The organism is Microlunatus sp. Gsoil 973 (assembly GCF_009707365.1).
Classification (GTDB): domain Bacteria; phylum Actinomycetota; class Actinomycetes; order Propionibacteriales; family Propionibacteriaceae; genus Microlunatus.
In genome coordinates, this window is record NZ_CP046122.1 from 1693137 (window position 1) to 1717359 (window position 24223).

Below are 24223 nucleotides of genomic sequence, written 5' to 3' on the forward strand. Positions count from 1 at the left end.
TGCGGGTACCGCTCAGGCCAGGCTCGCTTCGGCGGCCCGTACGGTCTGTTCCAACAACATCGCGATGGTCATCGGGCCGACACCGCCCGGCACAGGAGTGATCAGACTCGCCTTCTCGGCAGCAGCCTGCCGTTCCACGTCGCCGACATTGCCCGGGTTGTAGCCGGCATCGATCACCACGGCCCCTGGCTTGATCCACTCCCCCTTGATCAACTCCGGCCTGCCGACCGCCGCGACGATCACGTCGGCCTGGGCCACCTGGTCGGCAAGATCGGTCGTCCGGGAGTGGCAGTAGGTCACGGTCGCGTTCTCGTTGAGCAGCAGCATGCCGACCGGCTTGCCGAGAATCGGGCTCCGGCCGACGACCACCGCGTGCTTGCCGGACAGCTCGACGTCGTACGCCTTCAGCAGACGCATGATCCCGGCCGGTGTGCAGGAGTGGAACCCTGGTAGGTCGAACGCCATCGCCGAGAAGCTGTACATGGTGACGCCGTCGACGTCCTTGCCCGGAGCGATCGCCTCGAACGCCGCCCGCTCGTCGATCTGGCTCGGCACCGGGTGCTGCAGCAGGATGCCGTCCACCTCGGGGTCCTCGGACAGGTCGGTGATGACCTTGACCAGTTCCTCTGTCGTGGTGGTGTCCGGCAGTTCGACCGCCTTGGAGGTGATCCCGTTCTTGCGGGACCGGTTGCGCTTCATCTTGACGTAGGTCTCCGACGCGGGGTCGTGGCCGACCAACACCGTGGCCAGACAGGGTGCGCGACCCGCCTTCTCGGTGAATGCCGCGGCTCGGGCGGCGGTTTCGGCCAACAGTTGCTTGGAGACGGCAGTCCCGTCGATGATCCCGGCGGTCATGGGAGTCACCGTACGGCATCCCGGCCCCTCGGCCATCGCTGGCCCGATGTCAGCAACCCGGCGGGCGGTTCGCGCCGCCAACACGGCCGCCGGATGCGTGCGCCGCGGGACGGACAGGAGGATGCTTGACCCATGAGTAGCTTCGACCTGTGGGGTATCGCGCTGCTCATCGCCCACGTGCTGGTGATCTTGTTCAGCGCGTTCTCGGTCTCGGCCAACCGCAAGCCGTCGTCGGCGATCGCCTGGCTGTTGCTGGTGATCTTCGTACCGCTCGTCGGTGTGATCTTCTACCTGCTGATCGGGACCGCGAAGCTGCCGGCCGATCGCCGGAACAAGCAGCGGCTGGTGATCGACCGGCTGCTGGCCAGGAGCCCGGGAAAACTTGATCATGGCGCCCGGAGCGCGGACTGGCCGGACTGGCTGCCGAGTCTGGTCGCCCTCAACCGCAATCTCGGTGCTCTACCGATGCTGCCGGACACCCAGGCGGAATTGATCACCGAATACGACGCGATGATCAAGAGGATCGCCACCGACATCGACGAGGCCGAGAGGTACGTCCACGTCGAGTTCTTCATCCTGGTCTACGACGACGTCACCGCACCCGTCTTCGACGCGTTGGGCCGGGCTGCTGCTCGGGGCGTACGAATCCGGGTGCTGACCGATCACCTGTCGCTGCTGATGTATCCGTACCGGCGGAAGACCGAGCAGGTGCTTCGGGAGATGGGCGCCGAGTTCCATCCGATGCTGCCGATCCGCCCGATCCGCGACCCGCACCGCCGGATCGACCTGCGCAATCACCGCAAGCTGGTGGTTGTCGACGGCCGGATCGGACACACCGGATCGATGAACCTGATCGCCGCGCACTACCACAAGAAGAAGGCGCTCCGCAGAGGCCTGCACTGGCACGAACTGATGGTGCGGCTGGAGGGCCCGGTGGTCCGCGAGCTGGACGCCGTCTTCGTCACCGACTGGTTCAGCGAGACCGACGACCTGCTGCCCTTGGACTACCCGACGCAGCCGGCCGCCGACCCGGACCGGCTGGACGCCCAGGTGCTGCCCAGCGGACCGAGTTTCGACAACGACAACAACCTCAAGCTGTTCGCCGCGACGATCCACAACGCCCGTCGCCGGGTCAGCGTCACCAGCCCGTACTACGTGCCCGACGAGACCATCCAGAAGGCGCTGGTCACGGCCGGTTCGCGCGGCCTGGACGTCGAGCTGTTCGTGTCCGAGATCAGCGACCAGTTCATGGTCTTCCACGCGCAGCGCTCCTATTACGAGGAACTGCTCCGCGCCGGGGTGAAGATCTATCTCTACCAGGCGCCGACGGTGCTGCACGCCAAACACCTGAGCATCGACGACGACGTCGCCCTGATCGGCACCAGCAATATGGATATCCGCTCGTTGAGCCTGCACATGGAGCTGATGGTGATGATGGCCGGCCGGCGGCTGGTCTCCGAGCTTCGCCTGGTCGAAGACGAGTACCGGGCCAAGAGCCGCCGGCTCACCCTGGAGGAGTGGCTCCGCAGACCCCGTCGCCAGCAGGCGCTGGACAACGTCATGCGGATGACCTCGGCCCTCATGTAGACCGGCTCACCCCACCGGCTCACGCGACCGGCTCACGCGACCGGCTCACGCGACCGGCTCACTCGACCGGCTCACTCGAAGAGGCTCGGATCGCCGGCACCGACGCGTACCACCTCGGGCACCGGCTCGCGGAAATCGATCACCGTTGTCGGGTCCGGGCCGCACTCACCGGAGTCGACCACCGCGTCGATCTGGTTGTCGAGCGCCTCCTTGATCTCCCAACCCTGGGTCATCGGCTCCTCGTACCCCGGCAGCAGCAGGGTCGAGGACAGCAACGGTTCGCCCAACTCGGCGAGGATCGCCTGGGCAACGACATGATCAGGGATCCGAGCTCCGACGGTGCGCTTCTTGGGATGCAGCAGCCGCCGCGGCACCTCCCTGGTGGCCGGCAGGATGAAGGTGTAGCTGCCGGGGGTCGCCGCCTTGACCTGCCGGAAGATCGAGTTGTCGACCTGGACGAACTGGCCGAGTTGGGAGAAGTCCTTGCAGACGAGGGTGAAATGGTGCTTCTCGTCCAGATCGCGGATCGCGCGGATCCGGTCGAGTCCCTCCCTTGTTGCCCAGCTGGCAACCGAGGGCGTAACAGGAGTCCGTGGGGTAGGCGATCAGCCCCCCGTCGCGGATCAGCTCGACGACCTGGGCGATCGTGCGGCGTTGAGGATCCTTGGGATGAACGTCGTAGTATCGCGCCATTCCGTGACCCTAGTAGGCCGCTGCACCGGCGGCCAAGGGGGTTCGCTACCGTTCGGCGCTGTGCAATCCCCCAGCAGCCTGCGGACCGGCGAGTCGATGGCCAAGGTGGCCGTCGCCAGCTTCATCGGCACGACGATCGAGTTCTTCGACTTCTATGCCTACGGGCTGGCTGCCGCGCTGGTCCTCAACAAGGCCTTCTTCCCCGAGCTCAGTGATGTCGCCGGGATCCTGGCGGCGTTCTCGACCTATGCCATCGCCTTCGCAGCGCGACCGGTCGGGGCCGCGATCTTCGGGCACTTCGGAGATCGGGTCGGGCGCAAGTCGATCTTGATCGTCTCGCTGTTGATGATGGGGCTGAGTACGGCACTGGTCGGCCTGCTCCCGGGCTATGCCACCCTCGGTGTCGCAGCACCGATCCTGCTGGTGTTGCTGCGGCTGGTACAAGGCATCGGCCTCGGTGGTGAATGGGGCGGCGCGGCTCTGCTGGCCACCGAACACGCACCGCAGGGTCATCGGGCCCGCTGGGCGATGTTCCCCCAGCTCGGACCTGCCATCGGTTTCATCCTGGCCAACGGGTCGTTCCTCTTGGCCCGGGTCGCGGCGCCCGATTCCTTCGCCACGTTCGGCTGGCGGATCCCTTTCCTGGTCAGCTTCATCCTGGTCCTGGTCGGGCTGTGGGTGCGGTTGTCGATCACCGAGACACCGGTCTTCCGCCGAGCCGCGCAGGCAGAGCGGTTGTCCCGTACACCGTTGGCCGAGCTGATCGGCAACCAGTGGAAGCGGCTGCTGCTCGGCGCCGGGGTGATGATGATCCAGTACGCCCTCTTCTACACTGCGACGACCTACTGTCTGAGCTACACGACGAGCGTGCTCGAGATCGACCAGACGACGATGTTGATCATCGTGATGCTCGCCGTGATCATGCTGGGCATCGCGACGGTGGTCAGCTCGGTGTTGGCGGATCTGATCGGACGGCGACGCATCGTGATGATCGCCTGCTCGATCTCCATCGGATGGAGTCTGATCACGTTTCCGTTGATCAACACCCAGAACCACCTGTTGATCTGGCTGGCCCTTGCCGGCTGCCTGTCCCTGATGGGGCTGAGTTTCGGGCCGATGGGCGCGTTCCTGCCAGAGCTCTTCCAGACTCGCTATCGCTACAGCGGGGCGGCTCTGGCCTACAGCCTGGGCGGCGTCCTCGGCGGCGCGCTGCCGCCGTTGATCGCCGTACAACTCCAGGCAAGCGTCGGCAGCTTCGCGGTGGGTGTCATGCTCGCGGTGATCGCGATCATCTCGCTAGTCTGCATGAGCCGGCTGCCGGAGACGCGTACGGCTGATCTTGACCAGGTCAGCGCCTGATCAACGACCCAGCATCCGGTGCAACGGGCCGGCCATCACCCCACCGTCGACCGGCAGGGTGATGCCGGTGATCCACCCTGCGTCGTCCGAAGCGAGGAACGCGATGGCGGCCGCGATGTCCTCCGGCTCGCCCACCCGGCCCAGCGGATAGAGCTGCGCCATCCCCTCCAGGTTGCGCTCCTGTGGTTCCCAGACCCGGGTGCGGACCGTTCCCGGTGCCACCACGTTGAAGCGGATCCGCTGTGGTCCGTAGCGGACGGCAAGGTTCATCGCCAGGTTCGGCAGTCCGGCCTTGGCGGCGGCGTACGGCTCCTCGCCGAAGGCTGCCAGCCCGTTCACCGAGGACACCATCACCACCGCCGCGCGGTCACTGTCGACCAACAGCGGGAGCGCGGCCCGGACACAGCGCATCACCCCGGTGAGATTCAGGTCGACCAGGTCGTCCCACAGCTGGTCCGGCAACTCCTCGAGCGGCGGCATCACCGCAGACCCGCCGGCGACGGCGATCAACTGGTCCAACCGGCCGTACGCGTCCCGGGTCGCGGCGACCGCGGCATCGACCGAGGCCCGATCGCGTACGTCACAGCGGACGTACATCGCCCGATCGCCCAACGCGGCCGCGACGGCCCGGCCGGCGTCCTCCTCGCGGTCGGCGATTACCACCGTCGCGCCCTCCTGGTGCAACCGACGTGCCGTGGCGGCACCGATCCCGTTGGCGGCGCCGGTGACGAAGGCGACCTGATTCTCGAAGCGCACGGCTTGAGACTAATTGGAAACGCCCGGACTGCAGCGACACGCCGCACGGATGAGGGAATATCCGACCCCTCGCGGTATTCGGGTTGCGTGCGGACGAGGGCGAGCCACAATGGCGGCATGACGTTCGTGATCAGCATGATGCGCAGCGGTTCGAGGTAACCGTTGCGCTGACGAACGCCCGCGTTTCCTCGCAGTCTGAGGGAACGCATCGGTTCCGCGGTCTGCGATCTCCGCAACAACCCGTGCAGACCAGGAGCCATCATGATCAGCTACTTCACCACCTCGATCCCGTACGTCAACGCCCGACCCCATCTCGGACACGCGCTCGAGTTCGTCCAGACCGATGTGCTGGCCCGCCACCGCCGGCTTCGCGGAGACCAGGTCCGTTTTCTCACCGGGACCGACGACAACGCGCTCAAGAACGTCACTGCTGCCCGGGAGGCCGGGCTACCGGTGGCCGAGTTCGTCCGGGCGAACGGTGATGCCTTCGTCGGCCTCGCCGACGCACTGGCGATCAGCTGTGACGACGTGATCCGGACCGGCTCCGATCCGCGGCATCGACGAGGGGTCGCGGCGCTCTGGGACCGGATCCGCGGCGATCTCTACCGGCGCAGCTACACCGGCCGCTATTGCGCGGGCTGCGAGCAGTTCTACAGCGAGGCCGAGTTGCTCGACGGCCGCTGCCCGGAACACGGCACCGTACCCGAGATGGTCACCGAGCAGAACTGGTTCTTCCGGTTGTCGTCCTATCAGCAGCGGATCGAGGACGCGATCACCTCCGGACGGGTCGACATCCAGCCCGAACACCGGAGGGCCGAGGTGCTCTCGTTCATCCGGTCCGGGTTGGAGGATTTCAGCGTCTCGCGGGCCGCCGAGCGGACCGGCGGCTGGGGCATTTCGGTGCCGGGTGATCCGAGTCAGACGATCTATGTCTGGTGGGACGCGTTGGCCAACTACATCACCGCGCTCGGCTATCCCGACCAGCCCGCCTACCAGCGCTGGTGGGCGGGATCGGACCACCGGACCCACGTGATCGGCAAGGGCATCAGCCGGTTCCATGCCATCTACTGGTTGGGCACCCTGCTGGCCGCCGGCGAACCGTTGCCGAGCCGGATCGTTGTCCACGAATACCTGCAACTGGCCGGGCGCAAGATCAGCAAGTCCGACGCCGACGCCCGGGTCGAGACTCCTGCGACGGTCCTCGACCGCTATGGCCGGGACGCGCTGCGTTGGTGGCTGGTCAGCGATGTCAACCGGGTCGGCGACACCGACTTCTCCGAGGAGCGGCTGCGCCGCCGGTACATCGAGGATCTGGCCAACACCATCGGCAACCTGGTCAACCGCGTGGTGGTGATCACCGGGCGTCACTTCCCGGACGGGATCGGTGCGGCCGCCGGTCCGGTCCCGGAACTGGAAGCCGTACGAGGGCTGTCTGCCGGGCTGCCATCGGTCGTTGATGATGAGCTGGATCGGTTCGACCTGCGCCGCGCGACCGGGGCCATCGTCGACGTGGCCGCCGCGGCCAACCAGGCGATCGAGGCGATCCGTCCCTGGGAGTTGGCACGATCGGAGCGGGCGGCCGACCGCGAGCGGCTGGCGACCAGCTGCCGGCAGCTGGTCGACGCCTGCCGGACCATCGCGACGGAGCTGGCACCGTTCATCCCCGACGGCGCCACCCGGCTCGGTACGGCGCTGGGCAGCGGGGACCTCGTCGGCGAGCCGATTCCGGCGTTCCCTCGGCTTCCGGTCTCCGACGACACGCCGCACGAATGAGTGATTATCTGACCCCTCGCCGGAGGTGGCGGGCGGTCGGTGGACGACACGCGGCGGAAATGAAGGATTATCTGACCCCTCGGCAGACGGGACAGAGCTCAAGCTTCCTTCAACTTCAAGTACCCTCGGGGCATGCAGACCTCCGACTTGCTGAGCATCGGTGAGGTCGCCGCGCGCTCTGGCCTTGCCGCGTCGGCGATCCGGTTCTACGAGGCACACGGGCTGATCAGCTCGGTGCGGACGACCGGGAACCAGCGACGGTTCCGCCGCTCCACCCTCCGGCGGCTGGCGTTCATCCGGTCCGCGCAACGGGTCGGTCTGAGCCTGGAAGAGATCACTGCCGCCCTCTCCACCCTGCCGGAGGGCCGCACGCCGACCCGGACCGACTGGGCGCGGCTGTCGGAGAACTGGAGGCCGCGCATCGACGAGCAGATCCAACGGCTGATCAGACTGCGTGATCAACTGGACAGCTGCATCGGCTGCGGCTGCCTCAGTCTGCAGCGTTGTGCGCTGCAGAATCCCGACGACAAGGCGGCTGCGACCGGCGTCGGAGCCCGTTATCTGGAGCCCGAAGCGGCCCAATAGGCTGGCCCCGTGGCTACCCAAGTGTCCAAGGTTGCTCTGCTCACCGCAGGCGGATTCGCGCCCTGCCTGTCCGCGGCGATCGGCGGGTTGATCCAGCGTTACACCGACGTCGCACCCGAGGTGGAGATCATCGCCTACCGCTACGGCTACCAGGGTCTGCTGGCCGGCGATTGTCTGACCGTCCCGCCCCAGGTCCGCGCCAAGGCCGGGTTGTTGGACCGCTTCGGCGGATCGCCGATCGGCAACTCGCGGGTCAAGCTCACCAACGCCGCCGACCTGGTCGAGCGCGGCCTGGTCGCCGACGGCGTCGACCCGCTGCAGGCGGCCGCAGACCGGTTGACCGCTGACGGCGTCGACGTACTGCACACCATCGGCGGCGACGACACCAACACCACCGCTGCCGACCTGGCGGCGTTCCTGGCCGAGCAGGGCCACGACCTGACCGTGGTCGGCCTGCCCAAGACGATCGACAACGACGTCGTTCCGATCAAGCAGTCGCTGGGCGCCTGGACCGCAGCTGAGCAGGGATCGCTGTTCGCACAGAACATCATCGCCGAACACAACTCCGGTTCCCGGATGCTGATCGTGCACGAGGTGATGGGCCGCAACTGCGGGTGGCTCACCGCGGCCACTGCGGCCGCGTACCGGAAATGGCTGAAGGCGCAGGAGTTCCTGCCCGGGATCGGTCTCTCCCAGGAGGCCTGGGACGTCCACGGCGTCTATGTACCGGAGGCGGATCTCGACCTCGAGGCCGAAGGCGTCCGGCTGAAGAAGATCATGGACGAGATCAGCAGCGTCAACCTGTTCATCTCCGAGGGCGCCGGCGTCGAGGCGATCGTCGCCGAACTGGAGCGGACCGGTGCCGAAGTGCCCCGGGATCCGTTCGGACACGTGAAGCTCGACAAGATCAACCCGGGCGCCTGGTTCGCCGAGCAGTTCGCCGAGACCCTCGGCGCGGGCAAGGTGTTGGTCCAGAAGTCCGGCTACTTCTCCCGCTCCGCCCGTGCCAATGATCAGGATCTGGAGTTGATCAAGCAGATGACCGATCTGGCCGTCGACTGCGCGCTGCGCGGCGAATCCGGGGTGATCGGCCAGGACGAGGAGCGCGGCGGCGAACTGCGCGCGATCGAGTTCCCGCGGATCGCCGGCGGCAAGCCGTTCGACATCACCACCGATTGGTTCACTGCCCTGTTGGCCGAGATCGGCCAGGCCTGACGGATCGGCAGGACCGCCGGATCGGAGGCCAACTGACATGACCCGACCTGACATGGCCGACCAGGACTCGACCGCAGCATCGACTGTTACCCCAGGGGATCAGGCGATCCCGCGGCAGTCCCGGCTGAAGCACCGGCCCGGCGAACTGACGATCACCTCCGAGCCCTTCGGCGAGACCGCCGACGGGGTTCCGGTCGAGCGCTACACCTTCGGTTCGGACAGCGGCGTCCAGGTGCGGATGCTGACCTACGGAGCCACCATCCAATCGATCGAACTACCGGATCGGGACGGCAACCTGGCCAGCGTCCTCCTCGGACTGCCGACGTTGGCCGACTACCAGGACCACAGCCCGTACTTCGGCGCCACGATCGGCCGGTTCGGCAACCGGATCGCGGCCGGCCGGTTCACCATCGACGCAACGACGTACCAGGTTCCGGCCAACGACGGTGAGAACGCTCTGCACGGTGGACCGCAGGGCTTCGACAAGGTGGTCTGGCACGCGACGGTCATCGAGGAGGACGATCGGGTCGGTGTCAGCTTCAGCTATCTCAGTCCCGACGGGGAGATGGGGTTCCCCGGCAATCTGGACACCACCGTCTCCTACACGCTGGACGGCACCGGCCGGTTGACCATCAACTACCACGCGACAACGGACAGACCGACCCCGGTCAATCTGACCAACCACGCCTATTTCAATCTGGCCGGAGAAGGATCGGGCACTGTCGAGGACCAGTTGCTGTGGATCGCGGCTGACCGGTACACGCCGGTCGGTGCGGGTTCGATCCCGCTCGGGCCGCCGGCTCCGGTCGAGGGCACGCCCTTCGACTTCCGCGCGGCCAAACCGATCGGTCGGGATCTGCGCGCCGGCGACGACCAACTGCTGCTCACCCAGGGCTTCGACCACAACTGGGTGCTCGACGGCTACCAGCCGCAGCGGGTGCGGCAGGTGGCGGCGGCGTACGATCCCGGATCCGGCCGCTGGCTGAGGGTTTCGACCGACCAGCCGGGAGTGCAGTTCTATTCGGGCAACTTCCTGGATGCCACTTTCCCTGGTCTGACCGGCAGGATCTATCGCCAGGGCGACGCGTTCACCCTGGAGACCCAGCACTACCCCGACTCCCCCAACCAACCGGACTTTCCCACGACGATGTTGCGTCCGGGCGAGTCGTACGACAGCACGACGATCTTCGGCTTCGGCGTGGCTTGATCCGGCCCACTGATCAGTAGGCGATTACCGCGCCGACCAGCGCGAGGATCGGCGCCCGGTGAGCCGCTTGAGGGCCAGGGCAGCCAGCGCGCCCAGCCCGGCGCCGGTCGCGGCCCCGGTCAGGTAGCCGGCTCCGGTGCCGAGCTGAACCGTACGGGTCGCAACCTCCTGGGAAACGTAGCCCGGGGTACGTGACCAGTCACCCCGCGGATCCGCTGGTTGCCGCTCTGGGGCAGTGTCCTGATCGGTGTCCTGCTCCTCGGTCGCTTCATGATCATCCAAGGCGGCGAAGTCGGGTTCGGCGGCGTGTTCGGCCGTGCCGATCCACGCGGCCACGAAGAGCACCAGCCGGGCGAAGAGGTTGAGGAAGATCATCAGCGCAATCACCGGCCCGAACAGCGCGGCCGTCGGGCTCGCGGCGAACCGGCCGATCAGGAAGCTGGTCAGATATTGCAGGATGCCGAGGCCGATCGCCCCCATCAACGCCCCCCGGCGGACGGCCGTCCAGGGCTCCCGGGTCTCCGGCAGGACCAGGAACAGATACATGAAGACCAACCAGCCTGCACCGACGGAGAAGATGATCGGCACGAATGCCAGCACCGGCCGCAGCCAGCCGAACCGGCCGAGTCCGAGCCATTCGACGATGTCACCGCTCAACGACGTGGAGATCGAGGCCAGGCCGAAGGTGATCCCGATCAACACCAGGAGTCCGAGCAGGATGACGATGTTGTTGGCGTTCTTGACCAGGAAGTTCTCCTTCTTGACCCGCAGGTCGAAGCTCTCCCGCCATTGCGCCCGAACGGCATCCTTGAGATTTCCGATCCAGCCCGCTCCCGAATACAGAGCCGACAGCAGGCCGACGATGCCGATCGCCTTGAAGTGTTCCAGGGCGTTCTTGATCACCGAGATGATGCTGTCCGTGGTGCCCTTGTCCAGACCGCTCAGGGCCGCGGAGATCTGGTCGAGCAGTTCCCGTCGCAGGTCCGGCGCGACCACCACGAGGATGAAGCCGAGGATCGAGAACGCGAACATGATGATCGGCACGACGGCGAGCACCGAGAAGTAGGTGATCGCCGCCCCGAACTGGTTGCCCAGCCGGTCACCGAAGCGCTGGTTCGCCCGCAGCACGTGGGCGATCGCCGGCCTGCTGGTGATCTTCGCGACGCGTTCCTTGAGTGGGGGCATGGGCCTAGTGTGTCAAGGAATCGGCCAGGATTGTGGCACCCGTGCAGCCCAGAATCAGTAGCGGCACCAGCACCAGCCCGCGCCGGGTGAAGCGGCCCCACGGCACCCGGACGCCGGCGGCCCGGCAGCGCGCGGCCCACAGCAACGTGGCCAGGCTCCCCCATGGCAGGATCAACGGACCGGCGTTGACGCCGATCAGCAGTGCCGCAATCCGATGGCCCGTGTCGGCCAACGGCTCCAGCGCCAGATAGGCGGGCAGGTTGTTGACCAGATTGGATCCGGCCGCGGCGACGGCACCGAGCCGGAGCAGGTCCCCGCCGGAATCTCCGTGCCCGGCGACCGCACCGAGCAGCCGGCCGAGCCCGTGATCATGAGCGAACTGGACCAGCAGGAACAACACCGAGACGCCGATCACCAGTTGCCAGGGGACCAGCTTCCACCGCAACGCACGCCGATGGCGTACCAGGCAGGCGCCGACGAGGATCGCCGCGCCGACCGCGGCGCCGGAGGGTGACGTTCACCCCGAGCGCAAAGGCGGGCCCGAGACCGGCGCAGACCACAGCCGCGATCACGAACAACACCCGGTCACCGACCGGATGCCAACCCGGCATCGCGTACGAACCGCGCAACGATCGCCGGAAGATCGCCGCGAGCATGGCGACAGTGATCACGAACGCGGCGACTGCTGCCGGCCACATCAGCCCGGCGAACCCGGAGAACGATCCGGCCCCGATCGAGGCGAGCTGCCCCGATCGCAGCCAGCTCATCGCCAGCAGATTGGTCAGATTGGAGACCGGCAGCAGCAGCGAAGCGGTGTTGGCCAGCCAGACCGCGGTGTAGGCGAACAGACCAAGATCAAGCTGCAGTCGCCGGGCCAGGACGAGCACCACCGGGGTGATCAGCACTGCGGTCGTGTCCAACGAGAGCAATGCCGACGACGCGGCGGCGACGACAACCACGAGAAGCCACAGGGCAAGGACCGAGCCTCGGGCCAGCCGGGCGGCGCCGTAGGCCAGGGCGCGGAAGATGCCGATCATGTCGGACAGCTCGGCGATGACCGTGATGCAGACCAGGAATCCGAGGATGGGACCGACCCGCGTCCCGAACGCCTGCAGATCCACGCGGCAACACTACGGCCTGCCCGACGTCGGCCCGGTATCGGCGGCCCGCCGGGTGTGGCAGTCTGAAGCCATGAGTCGACTGCTCGATTCCGACGAGATCGCGCGGCAGTTGGAGCAACTGCCGGACTGGCGGCTGGACGGCGACCGAATCGTCGCAGACTTCGAATTCGAGAACTTCGGAGTCGCGATGGTCTTCGTGAACCGGACGGCCGAGCAGGCCGAAGAGGCCAATCATCATCCTGACATCGACATCCGGTGGAACAAAGTTCACTTGGCACTGACCAGCCATGACGCCGGCGGGCTCACCCAGCGGGACGTCGAGCTGGCCCACCGGATCAGCAGCGGAGAGTGAATTCGGCCAAGAGATAGTAGACGATTCACCCGTGATCAGCGAACCAGGACGCCAACAGGTCACGCTTGGACACAATTTTGTTGAAGATGCAGGCGGGTTTGTGTTGCGGGGTTCAAACTAGGCCCTAAGATCGCGTAACGCGATCAAGCCCCATGGGGTCACGCAGGCGCCGGAGCCAGCAGGCAGCGCCGCCTGTGAACGTCGGAAAGGAACACGATGAAGTCTTCCCAGATCACCCGCCGCGGTTTTCTGTACAGCTCTGCCCTGGTTGCAGGTGCCGCAGCACTGAGCGCATGCTCCGGTGGCGGGAACAACAACACCGGAACCGGAAGCAACTCCGGTACCGGGACGGGCACGTCCAATGCCAAGGGCTCGGCGCTCAAGCCGCTGCCCAAACCCGCCAAGTTCCAGGAAGCGCCTTCACTGAAGGGCAAGGGTCTGCCCCCGGTCGAGCAGCGCCTTCCTGAGAATCCCTACGTCATCCCGCACAACTGGGTGAAGCCCGGCAAGTACGGCGGCACCATGAACATGAACACCTTCTCCACGCAGGGAGCGGCCAAGGCCGACTCCGATCGGGAGTTCTTTTACGGGCACTCCCCGTTGCGCTGGCTCAACGACGGTCAGGCCGTCGGCCCGGGCCTGGTGGAGGAATGGGAGTCCAACGACGACGCGTCGGAATGGACCTTCCACTTCCGCAAGGGCCTGAAGTGGTCCGACGGCAAGCCCTTCACCACCGACAATGTCATCTGGTGGTGGGAGAAGTTCATCCTCGACGAGAAGATGGCCCAGACCCCGCCGGACGAGACCCGTTCCGGCAAGGGCACCCTGGCCAAGTTCGACGCCGTCGACGACACCACGTTGAAGTTGACCTTCGACGCCCCGGCACCGCTGACCGCTGACCGGATGGCCATGTGGGTCAACGGCAACATCGGCCACAACGGACCGATCTGGGTCATGCCGAGCCATTACCTGAAGCAGTTCCACCCCGACACGGGCAAGAACGTGCCGGACGACTGGGACACCGTCGGCGGGCTGATGGAGCAGAAGGCGGACTGGCACCGGAATCCGGACTGCCCGACGCTGATCGGCTACAAGTGCAAGTCGTTCGACAACAACAAGGGTGTCGTCCTGGAGCGGAACCCGTACTACTACGCGGTGATGCCCAACGGCGATCAGCTGCCGTACCTGGACGAGATCCAGATCAGCGTCGTGACCGACGCCGAAGCGGGCAAGCTGCAGGTCCAGCAGGGCAGCGTCGACTACTGCCAGGCCGGCTTCAACAGCATGACCCTGAACGATGTCCAGGGTGTCCGGGACAGCGCCGGCAAGTCCAATATGGACGTCATTCTGTGGGACAGCGGTTCGGGCACCGGCTCGATCTTCTTCTTCAACTACGACTACTTCGACGACGACCTGCGCGAACTGATCCGGAACCCCAAGTTCCGGCAGGCACTCTCGCATGCGTTCAACCGGGAAGCCGTGCAGAAGGCGGTCTACTTCAACACCGGTGAGCGGACCACCGGCACCCTGAGCCCCAAGGCGAAGGAGTACCACGTCAACGCCACGGGCGAACAGGTCTACAAGCAGTGGCGGGATTCCTACGTCACCCACGACCCGGAGAAGGCCAAGCAGCTGCTCGACGAGATCGGCTGCAAGGAGGGTTCCGGTGGCATGCGGACGATGCCCAACGGCAAGCCGCTCAAGCTGCGCCTCGATTACGCCGCTGACGAGTCCGACGAGCACAAGACCAAGGACGATCACCTGGTCTCCGACCTCAAGGCCGTCGGCATCGAGATGCAGATGAACCCGATCGCGCCGCAGACCTACGACGACCAGTGGAAGTCCGGCAAGTTGATGTCGCACAGCAACTGGGAGGTCGGCGACGGTCCCAACCATCTGTTGTACCCGCAGTGGCTGGTGCCGCTGGAGTACACCCGCTGGGCTCCCCTCGAGGGCCAGTGGTACCAGCAGATCGGAACATCGACCAACGCCAAGGAGACCAACGTCGACCCGTGGAAGCGGCACCCACCGCGGATGGAGCCGGACAAGAACGGTCCGATCCAGAAGATGTGGGACATCTACAACCAGACCAAGGTCGAGCCGGACGAGATGAAGCGGACCCAGATGGTGTGGGACCTGATCAAGATCCACGTCAGCGACGGTCCGTTCTTCCAGGGCACGGTGGCCAACTACCCGCAGGCGATGTATGTGAAGAAGGACCTGCGGAACGTTCCGAAGCGAGAGAACCTCGCCCAGGGCGGGATGGTCAATCCGTGGATCCACCCGACGCCGGCGGTCTACGATCCGGAAACCTATTACTGGGAGAATCCGGACCAGCACAGCGCCTAGTGGTAGTCGGCTGACGAGATAGGACTTTCCCCGTGCTGGTATTCATCGTTCGCAGGTTGGCCTATGCCATTCTGACGATCGTCGCGGTGTCGTTGATCGCGTTCTTCATCATCGAGCTGGCGCCCGGCTCGGCGATCACCCAGGAGATCTCCAGGCTTCGTGCCCAGGGCAATGTGGTGAGCGTCCAGCAGATCGCTGCGATGGAGGAGCAATACGGGATCAACGACCCGTGGATCGTCAAGTACTGGAAGTGGGCCAGCGGGCTGTTACACGGTCAGATGGGCCAATCGTTCCTCTACCACGAGCCGGTTGCCAATCTGATCGGGAGTCGACTGGCACTCTCGGTGACGTTGAGCTTCGGCGCGATCATCGTGGCGTGGGCGGTCGCCATCCCGATCGGGGTGTATTCGGCCACCCATCGCTACACCGTTCCGGATTACATCGTGACGGTGATCCAGTTCGTCGGTGTTGCGATTCCCGAGTTCCTGTTGGCACTCGGCGTGATGACAGCAGCGGTGCGATGGTTCGGTGTGGAAGTCGGCGGGCTGTACTCCAACGAGTTCCGAAACGCGCCCTGGAGTATGGCCAGATTCGGCGACCTTGTAGGTCACCTCTGGATGCCCTTGGCGGTGATCGCGGTAGGCAGTACGGCGTGGCTGACCCGTGTCATGCGGGCCAACCTCTTCGACGTACTCGGCCAGCAGTACGTGCAGACCGCGCGCGCCAAGGGCGTTCCAGAACGCAGGGTGATCTGGAAGCACGCCGTCCGCAACGCCCTGCACCCGTTGGTGATGACCTTCGGGACCACGTTGTCGGCGTTGATCTCGGGTGAAGCGATCGTCTCGATCGTCTTCGCCCTGCCGACGACAGGGCAGGCGTTGGTGCAGACATTGATCAGCAAGGACACCTATGTGGCGGCCACACTGCTCACCCTGCTGTCGATCTTGCTGGTGATAGGCAACCTGATCTCGGATCTACTGCTTGCCTGGATCGATCCACGGGTCAAGGTCACGGATTAGGAGGCGCCACCATGAGTCAACTCGCTGAGGCAGAAGCGACCGGCCTGATCCCCGACGACGACCGGGCAGCCCTTGCGCCCGAACAGTCGAACATCGGTGAGGTCTCCCAGACCCGGCTGATGCTCCGCCGGTTCAAGCGGAGCAAGCTTGCGGTGGTCAGCGTGATCATCCTCGGACTGATGTATCTGGGCGCGGTCTTCGCCCCGTTCCTGTCGCCGAACGACCCGGCCGCGGTCGACGCCGACTACAAGTTCTCCAAACCCAGTCAGCTGACCTTCAGCGGCGGCGGCCCGGGGATCTGCCGGGTCTCGCAGAAGATCGACCCGATCAACATCAGGACGATCTACACCACTGACTGCAACAACGCGATCCCGCTGCACTTCTTCGGCAAAGGGTTCGAGTACAAGCTCCTGGGGATCATCCCGACCGACCGGCACCTGGTGACCGTCAACGAGGGCAAGTTGTTGCTCTTCGGAGCCGACAGCCAGGGCCGCGACATCATGAGCCGGATGATCTTCGGCTCCCGGGTCTCGATGACCATCGGTGTGCTCGGCGTGCTGATCGCAACGGTCCTCGGATCGATCATCGGCACCATCTCGGGATACATCCGCGGGGCGACGGACACGATCATCCAACGGTTCATCGAGATCGTGATGTCCATACCGCAGCTGCCGCTGTGGGCGACGATGGCCGCCGTGTTACCGCAGAACATGTCGGTGACCAAGCGGTACCTGCTGATGACGCTGATCCTGTCGCTGGTGACCTGGACCGGCCTGGCCAGACAGGTGCGCGGCAAGGTCATGTCCTATGCCAGCGCCGACTACGTCAACGCCGCCAGGTCGGCCGGCTCGTCCGACACCCGGATCGTGCTGACCCACCTGGTGCCGAACGCCGCCAGCCACATCGTGGCCGTATCGATGTTGGCCGTCCCGGCAGCCATTCTGGCCGAGACCGCACTGTCCTTCCTCGGCATCGGCATGCTGGATCCGGCGATCAGTTGGGGTGTCCTCCTGCAGGACGCATCAAAGATTGACGTGCTGCAGCAGTATCCGTGGGTGCTCATCCCGGCACTTGCCGTGATCTTGTGCATCACCTGTTTCCAACTGCTGGGCGACGGCGTGCGGGATGCCGTCGATCCGTACAGCTGACCGGCCACCCTGTAGATGACTGACGGGAGAATGATGACTGACGGCCAAAGCGACACGATCGTCTCGGTGCGGGACCTCGAGGTGGAGTTCCCGACCACGTTGGGCTTGGTGCGCGCTCTCAACGGCGTCAATTTCGACATCCCCCGGGGCAAGGTGATCGGGATCGTCGGGGAGAGCGGTTGTGGCAAGAGCGTCACAGCGCGGGCGATCATGCAGATCATCGAGCGGCCGGGCCACATCACCTCGGGCTCCATCGAGTTCCACCGCACGCCCACCGAGGGCGCGACCACTGAACTGTTGAGCGAGCCCGAGGACAAGGATGCGGCGACCCGCTCGGGCGGCGTCGACATCGCCAAGCTGGATCCGAACAGCCGGGCGATGCGTTCGATCCGTGGCGGAGAGATCGCGATGATCTTCCAGGAGCCGATGACCTCGCTGAATCCGGTCTACACGGTCGGTTCGCAGATCGAGGAAGCGATCCTGCTGCACCAGACCGACGACAAGGAACAGGCTCGGCAGCAGGCGGTAGACATGCTCCGCCAGGTCGGCATGCCGAACCCGGAGCGGATCGCGAAGTCCTATCCGCACGAGCTTTCCGGCGGTATGCGGCAGCGGGCCATGATCGCGATGGCGCTGTCCTGCCACCCGGCGCTGCTGATCGCCGACGAGCCGACCACAGCGCTGGACGTGACGACAGAGGCGCAGATCCTGTCACTGATGCGGAAGCTGAAGTCCGACATCGGGATGTCGATCATGTTCATCACCCACAGCATGGGCGTCGTCGCCCAGCTGTGCGACGAGGTGATCGTGATGTATCTGGGCCGCGTGGTCGAACGGGCGTCGGTCGACGAGATCTTCTACAACCCCAAGCATCCCTACACCCGGTCACTGTTGCGTTCGATCCCACGGATCGGCGCGCAACGCCAGGAGAAGCTGGAAGTGATCAAGGGCTCGATCCCCGACCCGTACGTCCGGCTACCAGGATGCACCTTCCATCCGCGCTGCCCCGACTACATGGACGGCATCTGCAACACGATCATCCCGGCCGAGACCCTGCTTGCAGGTCCGACCCGGCACGGCGTCCGGTGCCATCTCTATTCGGAGAACAACGAGGGCGAGCTGGATCCGCTGGCCACGTCCAAGGGCGTCGACGGGATGAAGAACGACAAGCAGCCGGCGACCGCCGCGACCTCGGAGGCATGAGATGACCGAGACTTCTGCGCAGACCGCGACCGGGACCGCCGCTGCCGTCTCCGAGGACGAGCGGCCGCTTCTCCAGGTCACCGATCTGAAGAAGCACTTCCCCATCCGGGGCGGCCTGCTTCGCCGCCAGATCGGCACGGTGAAGGCTGTCGACGGAGTCAACCTGTCGGTCAAGCGCGGCGAGACGATGGCGATCGTCGGTGAGTCGGGCTGCGGCAAGAGCACCACGGGACGCACGATCCTGCGCTTGGAGGAGCCGACCGGAGGCGAGATCGTCTTCGACGACTCCGAACTCGGACCGGTGAACGTGGAGAGCGCCGATCGGCGCACCATGGAGAAGATCCGGCCCAAGATGCAGATCATCTTCCAGGACCCGTTCGCCTCGCTGGACGCCCGGATGACGGTCGGCCGGGTGATCGCCGAGCCGTTGCTGATCAACAAGGTGGTCCAAGGACGCGCACTGCGCGACCGGGTCGCCGAACTGCTCACCCTGGTCGGGCTGCGCCCGGAACACGCCAGCCGCTACCCGCACGCCTTCTCCGGCGGTCAGCGGCAGCGGATCGGCATCGCCAGGGCGATCGCTCTCAATCCGGAGTTGATCATCTGCGACGAGCCCGTCTCCGCGCTGGACGTGTCGGTCCAGGCCCAGGTGATCAACCTGATGGAGGACCTGCAGGACCGGCTGGGACTGACCTACATGTTCATCTCCCACGACCTGTCGGTGGTCGAGCACATCTCCGACCGGGTCGCGGTGATGTACGTCGGCCGGGTCGTCGAGATCGGCACCACCGCGGAACTCTTCTACAACCCGCAGCATCCCTACACCGAGGCGTTGCTGCAGGCGGTTCCGCAACCGGATCCGCGGCAGCGACTCGAGGTCGTGCCGCTGACCGGGGACGTCCCCAGCCCGGCGTCACCGCCGTCGGGCTGCTATTTCCACACCAGGTGTCCCTACGCCCAGCCGATCTGCTCGGAGGAAACGCCGCCGCTCCGAGAGATCAAAGTGGACGGACTGACCACCGGCCATCAGGCCGCATGTCACTTCTCCGAGGAGTTGAGCTTAAAGGGGGCCGTGGTCTCATCCGAGGAGACCATTCCCGAGGCGGCATCAGCAGCAGGAGCAACAACCGCGTGACGAACCAAGCCAGCAAGTCCGACCGTCCCGAGCGCCCTCGGTTCACCGGAACCACCGTCTTCAACGACCCCAAGGGTCGCTTCGAGTTCCGCTACCCGTGGGATTGGATCGAGTCCGATCTCGAGGATGATCGCGAAGGCGTGATCATGCGCCCGGTCGAGGACGACGAGTCCACCTATTTCGCCGTCTGGGTCAACGAACTGGAGGTCGAGGTCGTCGCGGATGATCTTCCCGACCTGCGTGAGGGTTTCGAAGCGGGCCTGCGGCAGTTGACCGACTGCCAGGTCGAGAACGTCGACGACAAGAATTACAACAACATCGTCAAGGTCGAGCGGCTGATCACGTTCACCGAGGATGGCGAGACCCGCAAAAGGCGGGTCTGGGCCCTGTACGCCGACCGCTGGCAGATCCTGGTCGCCTTCCAGGGGTCGACCGTCGAGGAGTACCACTACTGGCTGCCGATGGCCAACTACTGCTTCTCCACCTTCAAGCTGCCCGAGGCCCTCTGGTACGCCACCGACCCGTCGATCCAGAAGACACCCACGGCTTGACCGCTCCGCTGAGGGCCGTTCTTCCCTCAGCGGTGCGGTCTGCCGCGCTCCCGGCGTTCGGACCTTCGACCGGACAGATCAGTCCTCGAAGGCCTCCGGGGGCGGGCAGGAGCAGACCAGGTTGCGGTCGCCGTACACGCCGTCGATCCGTCCGACCGGCGGCCAGTACTTGTCCTGCGCCCCGGCAGCGATCGGGCCCTGCCGCAGGCCGAACGGATAGGCGGCGATCGTCCGGCTGTACGGATGGTGCCACTCGTCGGCCATCACCACGGCCGCGGTGTGCGGGGCGTTGTGCAGCGGATTGTCGTCGACCGGCCACTCCCCCGATGCGACTTTGTCAGCCTCCTGACGGATCGCGATCATCGCGTCGATGAAGCGGTCGAGCTCGGTCAGGTCCTCCGATTCCGTCGGCTCGACCATCAGGGTGCCGGCCACCGGGAAGCTCATCGTCGGGGCGTGGAAGCCGTAGTCGATCAGCCGCTTGGCGACGTCGTCGACGGTGACCCCGGTCTGCTTGGTCAGCGGCCGCAGATCGAGGATGCACTCGTGGGCGACCAGGCCACCGTGTCCGGTGTAGAGCACCGGATAGTGATCGCCCAGTCTGGCCGCGACATAGTTTGCCGCCAGGACGGCCAGCTGGGTGGCCTTGGTCAGCCCTTGTGGGCCCATCATCGCCATGTAGGCCGCGCTGATCGCCAGGATGCCCGCCGAGCCGTACGGCGCTGCCGACACGTTCTTCGGGATGAACGGCACGAGGTGTTCTGCGACGCCGATCGGACCGACGCCGGGACCGCCGCCACCGTGCGGGATGCAGAAGGTCTTGTGCAGATTCAGGTGGCTGACGTCACCGCCGAACCGGCCGTACTGTGCCAGCCCGAGCAGCGCGTTGAAGTTGGCGCCGTCGATGTAGACCTGCCCGCCCGCATCGTGGACGTCGGCGCAGATCTGACCGATACCGTCCTCGTAGGCCCCGTGGGTGGACGGGTAGGTGATCATGATCCCGGCCAGTTGATCACGGTGGGTGTTGATCTTGGCCCGCAGGTCTTCGCGGGAGATCGTGCCGTCCGGATTCGCCTTCACCACAACGACTTTCAGGCCCGCCATCGCCGCCGACGCCGCGTTGGTGCCGTGTGCCGAAGACGGGATCAGCATCACCCGACGCTGATCATCACCGCGGCTCTGGTGGTAGGCGTGGATGGCCAGCAGTCCGGCGAACTCGCCCTGGCTGCCCGCGTTGGGTTGCACCGACACCTTCGCGTAACCGGTTGCCTCGGCCAGCCAGCCCTCGAGCGTCGAGATCAACTCCCGGTAGCCGTCGGAGTCCTCCTCCGGCGCGAAGGGATGCAGATCGGCGAAACCGGGATAGCTGATCGGCTCCATCTCGGCCGTCGCGTTCAGCTTCATGGTGCAGGAGCCGAGCGGTATCATTCCCCGGTCGAGTGCGTAGTCACGGTCGGACAGCGATCGCAGGTAGCGCAGCATCGAGGTCTCGTTGTGGTGGCTGGTGAAGACCGGATGGGTCAGGAAGTCGCTGGTCCGTTCCGATCCGGCAAGGTCACCCCAGCGATCACCCGTGGTGCCGGCATCGCCGCCGAACGCCTGCCGCACCGCGGCGAGATCCACCGGCGTCGTGTCCTCGCCCACCGAGACGCCGACATGATCATCGTCGATGAGCCGCAGGTGCACGCCCCGCTCGCGCGCGTCGGCGACGACAGCCCGCGCCCGGCCGGGGACGGTGAGCTGCAGCGTGTCGAAGAAGGACCGGTGATCGACGTCAACGCCGTCGATCCGTCGCAGATCCGCGGCCAGGGCGGTCGCGTGGTCGTGGATCCGTCGGGCGATTGCCCGCAGCCCGTCCGGGCCGTGGTAGGTCGCATACATTGCCGCCACGACGGCCAGCAACACCTGGGCGGTGCAGATGTTGGACGTCGCCTTCTCCCGGCGGATGTGCTGTTCCCGGGTCTGCAGCGCCAGACGGAAGGCGGAGACACCCTGGGCGTCGACGGACGCGCCGACCAGCCGGCCGGGCAGGGAGCGTTCCAGTCCCGACCGGACCGACATGAAGCCGGCGTGCGGGCCGCCGTAGAAGAGTGGCACTCCGAAACGCTGGCTGGAGCCGACCGCGACGTCGGCGCCCCACTCCCCCGGCGGCGTGGTCAGGGTGAGCGCCAGCAGGTCGCATGCTGCGATCACCATCGCCCCCTTGGCGTGGGCGGCATCGGCGATCTCGCGCAGCGCGTCGGTGCCGAGCAGTGCACCACTGGTGCCCGGCGTCTGGACCACAACCCCGAAAAGATCATGATCGGCGATGGCATCAAGCAGCGGGCCGTCGGCGACGACGACCTCGATGCCCAGCCCCTCGGCGCGGGTCCGGGTGACGGCGACCGTCTGCGGCAGCGTGTCGGCATCCATGATCAACACCGCGCCCTGCTTGGTGTTCCGCCGAGCCAGCGCGGCGGCTTCGGCAACGGCCGTCGCCTCGTCCAGCAGGCTGGCGCCGGCGACCGGCAGCCCGGTCAGGTCCTCGATCACCGTCTGGAAGTTGATCAATGCCTCCAACCGGCCCTGGCTGATCTCCGGCTGGTAGGGCGTGTAGGCGGTGTACCAGGCCGGATCCTCCAGCACGTTGCGGCGGATCACCGGAGGGGTGACGGTCCCGTGGTAGCCCAGGCCGATCATGGCGCGTCGGGGACTGTTCCGGGCGGCGAGCCCGCGCAGCCACTCCAGTGCCTGGGTCTCGGTCAGCGCCGGCGGCAGGTCGAGGCTGCCGGACATCCGGATTCCGCCGGGGATGGCCCGATCGACCAGTTCGTCCAGGGTCGACATGCCGAGCGCCTTCAGCATCATCGCGGTCTGGTCGTCGTCGGGACCGATGTGCCGGTCGGCGAAGACGTACGACGCACCGGTCGAGGCACCGTTCGGGGCAACTGTCGATGCAGCTTTCGAGGCAACTGTCATGGGAGGGCCGCTGATCCTTTGTGACGAGTCGGTCGGTTGGCGGCACACCGCTGGTGGGCCGTCTCCCCACTGTCACCCCAGGAGGCTCCAGATTGCCTGTCGTCCGCGGTCCTTGGTGCCTGAGAGGTTCCGGGGAGGTTGCCCCTTCGGCGCCGTTCCGTGGCCGGAATGGTCTCTCTCGCGTCGACATTCGGCATCGCCGAGTTTACAGGAACCCTGACGGGAACCGCTTCTCCCGGTCAGCTGCGCAATGTCTGGCTCGGCGTCTCGCCGAACGCCTCGCGGTAGAGGGCGGCGAAGCGGCTGGGGCTCAAGAAGCTCCAGCGCAGGGCGACCGACGTGACCGAGTCGGGACCGTACGGGTCGGCAGCCGTCAACTCGGCGCGGGCGCGATCCAACCGGGTCTGCCGTAGGTAATTCATCGGCGTCATCCCGACGTGCCTCCGGAAGGCGTACTGCAAGGCGCGGACGGTCAGGCTGCTCGCCGCGGCGATCTCTCCCACTGACACCGGCGAGCCGGCGTTCTCATCGATGTACGCCTTCGCGCGCCGGACCGCGGGCGGCGCCGCCACCGGGGTCGGAGCGTCCCCGTCGGCCGCATTGTTGGGGAAGGTCTCCAACACCCGCGCGACGAGATAGTCGATCGCCGAGGCCCTGACGAGCGGGCTCCCACCCATCTCGGGTTCGGCCAACACCGACCGGAGATGGGTGATGGTGCGCTGCAGCTGCGCGGCTGCGTTGGCGCTGATCGGATGGTGGTCGAGGAGTTCGATCCGTCGGTCCGCATCGGCGAACCGCGCCAGCAGCGAAGGATCCACCATGGTGAAGCTGTACCGGGCGTTGTGGATGCGGCCCCGGAAGGAGCGGTCCGGCGGAGTGAACGACAACAGCTGGCCGGGACCGAACGACTCCGCGTCGCGCCAGCCATCGACCTGATGATCAGCGATGGCGCCAGACTCGATGCTGCACAGACAGATCTTGCCGAGCGCGTCGACGTCGTAGCTCATCTCGAAGGCGAACTCGTTCTGGTCGATGGTCACGCCGGGCTCACCGATCCGGTCGACGGAAGCACGGATGTCGTCGGTGCTGCTGCCGATCCGCATGGGAGCATAGGAGTTGATCAGGAAATGTTCCGTCTGCTCCAGGTTCGTACTTTCGAATGTCAAAGCGCC

Annotated in this window: 20 protein-coding genes, 1 pseudogene and 1 riboswitch; of the genes and pseudogenes, 13 read left to right on the top strand and 8 right to left on the bottom strand. The window is 66.0% G+C overall.

Features of this window, described 5'->3' with window-relative positions:
* Nucleotides 1-12: 12 nt before the first annotated feature.
* Nucleotides 13-855, bottom strand: a complete 843-nt coding sequence (locus GJV80_RS08005; protein ID WP_195909238.1) for a bifunctional 5,10-methylenetetrahydrofolate dehydrogenase/5,10-methenyltetrahydrofolate cyclohydrolase — start codon at nucleotides 853-855, stop codon at nucleotides 13-15.
* Nucleotides 856-987: 132 nt separating this feature from the next.
* On the opposite strand from GJV80_RS08005, the gene cls reads away from it, so the two are divergent.
* Nucleotides 988-2442, top strand: coding sequence for a cardiolipin synthase (gene cls / locus GJV80_RS08010; protein ID WP_154687445.1), 1455 nt, complete (start codon nucleotides 988-990; stop codon nucleotides 2440-2442).
* 71 nt (nucleotides 2443-2513) lie between these two features.
* Here the strand turns inward: cls and GJV80_RS08015 are convergent.
* A pseudogene (locus GJV80_RS08015) lies at nucleotides 2514-3135 on the bottom strand (L-threonylcarbamoyladenylate synthase).
* 60 nt (nucleotides 3136-3195) lie between these two features.
* Between GJV80_RS08015 and GJV80_RS08020 the strand changes: the two are divergent.
* Complete coding sequence (locus GJV80_RS08020) at nucleotides 3196-4494, top strand: MFS transporter (protein ID WP_230208244.1); 1299 nt, start codon at nucleotides 3196-3198, stop codon at nucleotides 4492-4494.
* On the opposite strand, the gene GJV80_RS08025 is transcribed toward GJV80_RS08020, so the two are convergent.
* Nucleotides 4495-5250: an SDR family NAD(P)-dependent oxidoreductase gene (locus tag GJV80_RS08025; RefSeq protein ID WP_154687446.1), complete on the bottom strand. Its 756-nt coding sequence runs from the start codon at nucleotides 5248-5250 to the stop codon at nucleotides 4495-4497.
* A 261-nt stretch (nucleotides 5251-5511) separates the two neighbouring features.
* On the opposite strand from GJV80_RS08025, the gene metG reads away from it, so the two are divergent.
* The 4 genes from metG (at nucleotide 5512) to GJV80_RS08045 (ending at nucleotide 10030) form a co-directional block, all read left to right on the top strand.
* A complete protein-coding gene (metG, locus tag GJV80_RS08030; protein ID WP_154687447.1) occupies nucleotides 5512-7023 on the top strand; it encodes a methionine--tRNA ligase in 1512 nt (503 codons plus the stop codon).
* A gap of 132 nt (nucleotides 7024-7155) precedes the next feature.
* Complete coding sequence (gene soxR, locus GJV80_RS08035; RefSeq protein ID WP_154687448.1) at nucleotides 7156-7608, top strand: redox-sensitive transcriptional activator SoxR; 453 nt, start codon at nucleotides 7156-7158, stop codon at nucleotides 7606-7608.
* A 9-nt stretch (nucleotides 7609-7617) separates the two neighbouring features.
* A complete protein-coding gene (locus tag GJV80_RS08040; RefSeq protein WP_230208246.1) occupies nucleotides 7618-8823 on the top strand; it encodes a pyrophosphate--fructose-6-phosphate 1-phosphotransferase in 1206 nt (401 codons plus the stop codon).
* Nucleotides 8824-8860: 37 nt separating this feature from the next.
* A complete protein-coding gene (locus tag GJV80_RS08045) occupies nucleotides 8861-10030 on the top strand; it encodes an aldose epimerase family protein (protein ID WP_230208247.1) in 1170 nt (389 codons plus the stop codon).
* Between the two features lie 24 nt (nucleotides 10031-10054).
* Here GJV80_RS08045 and GJV80_RS08050 read toward each other — a convergent pair whose 3' ends face one another.
* Genes GJV80_RS08050 through GJV80_RS23785 form a run of 3 tightly spaced genes read right to left on the bottom strand, consistent with a single transcriptional unit; the run spans nucleotide 10055 to nucleotide 12336 of the window.
* Nucleotides 10055-11215, bottom strand: a complete 1161-nt coding sequence (locus GJV80_RS08050; protein ID WP_154687449.1) for a YhjD/YihY/BrkB family envelope integrity protein — start codon at nucleotides 11213-11215, stop codon at nucleotides 10055-10057.
* Nucleotides 11216-11219: 4 nt separating this feature from the next.
* The gene (locus GJV80_RS23780; RefSeq protein ID WP_230208250.1) at nucleotides 11220-11630 is read right to left on the bottom strand and encodes an ArsB/NhaD family transporter; all 411 of its coding nucleotides are present in this window, start codon (nucleotides 11628-11630) and stop codon (nucleotides 11220-11222) included.
* The gene (locus tag GJV80_RS23785; protein WP_230208252.1) at nucleotides 11584-12336 is read right to left on the bottom strand and encodes an SLC13 family permease; all 753 of its coding nucleotides are present in this window, start codon (nucleotides 12334-12336) and stop codon (nucleotides 11584-11586) included. The genes GJV80_RS23780 and GJV80_RS23785 overlap by 47 nt, the downstream gene beginning before the upstream one ends.
* Nucleotides 12337-12406: 70 nt before the next feature.
* On the opposite strand from GJV80_RS23785, the gene GJV80_RS08060 reads away from it, so the two are divergent.
* From GJV80_RS08060 to GJV80_RS08090, 7 genes are all read left to right on the top strand, one after another.
* Nucleotides 12407-12688: a 4a-hydroxytetrahydrobiopterin dehydratase gene (locus tag GJV80_RS08060; RefSeq protein WP_154687450.1), complete on the top strand. Its 282-nt coding sequence runs from the start codon at nucleotides 12407-12409 to the stop codon at nucleotides 12686-12688.
* A 216-nt stretch (nucleotides 12689-12904) separates the two neighbouring features.
* Nucleotides 12905-15037: an ABC transporter substrate-binding protein gene (locus tag GJV80_RS08065; protein ID WP_154687451.1), complete on the top strand. Its 2133-nt coding sequence runs from the start codon at nucleotides 12905-12907 to the stop codon at nucleotides 15035-15037.
* 32 nt (nucleotides 15038-15069) lie between these two features.
* Nucleotides 15070-16056, top strand: coding sequence for an ABC transporter permease (locus GJV80_RS08070; RefSeq protein WP_154687452.1), 987 nt, complete (start codon nucleotides 15070-15072; stop codon nucleotides 16054-16056).
* A gap of 11 nt (nucleotides 16057-16067) precedes the next feature.
* A complete protein-coding gene (locus GJV80_RS08075; protein WP_154687453.1) occupies nucleotides 16068-17204 on the top strand; it encodes an ABC transporter permease in 1137 nt (378 codons plus the stop codon).
* Nucleotides 17205-17237: 33 nt separating this feature from the next.
* Entirely contained in the window at nucleotides 17238-18407 is a 1170-nt protein-coding gene (locus tag GJV80_RS08080) for an ABC transporter ATP-binding protein (RefSeq protein WP_230208253.1), read from the top strand.
* Between the two features lies 1 nt (nucleotide 18408).
* Entirely contained in the window at nucleotides 18409-19542 is a 1134-nt protein-coding gene (locus tag GJV80_RS08085; RefSeq protein ID WP_154687455.1) for an ABC transporter ATP-binding protein, read from the top strand.
* A complete protein-coding gene (locus GJV80_RS08090; protein WP_154687456.1) occupies nucleotides 19539-20093 on the top strand; it encodes a hypothetical protein in 555 nt (184 codons plus the stop codon). The genes GJV80_RS08085 and GJV80_RS08090 overlap by 4 nt, the downstream gene beginning before the upstream one ends.
* A 78-nt stretch (nucleotides 20094-20171) precedes the next feature.
* On the opposite strand, the gene gcvP is transcribed toward GJV80_RS08090, so the two are convergent.
* Both gcvP and GJV80_RS08100 read right to left on the bottom strand, forming a co-directional pair.
* Nucleotides 20172-23051: an aminomethyl-transferring glycine dehydrogenase gene (gene gcvP, locus GJV80_RS08095; RefSeq protein WP_154687457.1), complete on the bottom strand. Its 2880-nt coding sequence runs from the start codon at nucleotides 23049-23051 to the stop codon at nucleotides 20172-20174.
* Nucleotides 23052-23147: 96 nt separating this feature from the next.
* A riboswitch (glycine riboswitch) is annotated at nucleotides 23148-23242 on the bottom strand.
* A 48-nt stretch (nucleotides 23243-23290) separates the two neighbouring features.
* On the bottom strand, nucleotides 23291-24217 hold the full coding sequence (locus tag GJV80_RS08100) for a helix-turn-helix transcriptional regulator (protein WP_230208254.1): 927 nt from the start codon (nucleotides 24215-24217) through the stop codon (nucleotides 23291-23293).
* Between the last annotated feature and the right edge of the window lie 6 nt (nucleotides 24218-24223).